Genomic DNA, 1,573 nt, shown 5'->3' with positions numbered 1-1,573 from the left:
TTTGAAGACGGAGTGCAGGTTGTTGAACAATCGGACTGGAAGGCCGCTTGATGATATTTTGCTCATACACCAGAATTGACAATAACTCATTTAAAGTTATAAAACAGCAAAATGTGGACATTAGCGGAGTAAAACTAACAAACTTCATTATGGAGAATATCAAACCGTAAATTTTGACACAGATGGGGTCGCTACCCCGGGTTATGCGCCTGCCAACCGCGCTGTTCAGAATACTCAATGTGTTGGTGAGATTTTTGAACACTTGTAAACAGTTAAAATCACAACTTTATTATAATTAGTTTTATTTAGGGGTAATGACCCCATCTGTGTCAAAATTTGCGATTAGCTATTTTTATTATTTAGTGCTAGTCGATTAATATGGACCAGCAGGCACAATCGCGCGAAAACCTACGGTAATGAAATTCAATTGATGTTAACCGCATAGTTTTGAAATTAATTGCATAGACATCTAAAGCAGTAAATAAAGGGCAAATTTCGATCTTGTGGCATGTTGAGTGTAACAATAAGATTGTTTGTTTAAATAATTTGAGTCTTACCGCGGTTGATATGTTGATTCTTCTTTTGGAGAAATCATGGCAAATAAATTGACTGTGGCAAAAAGGCCTATTGCTGTTAAAATAAGGGTGGATTTATTATTAGAACAAAATTGTGTACAACGATCGAGAAAGGCTGGCTCCGCTTGAGTTGTAAATGAGATATCTTTATCTTGCTGCGATGTTTCAGATAATGTTGTAAGTGAGGTTACATTTTGCAATATAGAATGTAGCCACTGGTTTATGAGTTTCATGTGACATTCTAGCGATACTATTGTGGAAAATTCAATGCGTGCTAATACATCAGTGCCTTCAAAAGATGCTTTTCCCGCTTTGCCTAATGGATAACGATCCATATCATAACAATGTGAGTAATGTTCCGATTTACACTGCAATATTTCATAATACATGGTGTTTGAATGAGTATAATGGGTATAGTTTATAGCCAAACGCTCGTCTAGAAGTTTATTAAAGTTATCGATTAATTTTCCTCGCAAGAAAGGAAGTTCATTGTAATACTGGCCATCTTTATTAAACAGTAATGCTGGAAATAAGCTACCACCAAAAAGCGTATATATTTTCAACAAATATTTTTCTTCATTTTCAGGTAATTGAACTGGAGTAACCTCTATGTTCTCACTATCACCAATGGTTAATATTTTTGCATAAGTACTTATTAATTCAGGTACGTATCTTAAAGATTTCCTTTTAGGGTCATGATCGAATTTATAGCATGTATAACGATGGTAAATATCTTGAAGTTGTTTTCGAATATCCTCTGCGTTGGGATTGTCAATAAGATAACAGCTTAATGTGATAAACAAAATAATATCTTCTGCACAAGCAAGATTAGATAATGGAACAGCATCCCCATATGCACCCGTAATAGGTTCGCTTTTGCTGGACGTTAAACGCAAGCCCAAATTGTGTTGAGTTATTGTCAATTCTGGTGTATGAGCAAAATATCATCAAGCGGCCTTCCAGTCCGATTGTTCAACAACCTGCACTCCGTCTTCAAA

General features: G+C 35.6%; 1 protein-coding gene. It reads right to left on the bottom strand.

The features are described from left to right. Positions 1-553 precede the first annotated feature (553 nt). Entirely contained in the window at positions 554-1,498 is a 945-nt protein-coding gene (locus Lfee_RS07325) for a hypothetical protein (RefSeq protein ID WP_058445377.1), read from the bottom strand. Positions 1,499-1,573 lie beyond the last annotated feature (75 nt).

Source organism: Legionella feeleii (assembly GCF_001467625.1).
Lineage (GTDB): Bacteria > Pseudomonadota > Gammaproteobacteria > Legionellales > Legionellaceae > Tatlockia > Tatlockia feeleii.
Note: the sequence above shows the minus strand (reverse complement) of the source record. Positions and strands in the feature narration are given on the sequence as shown.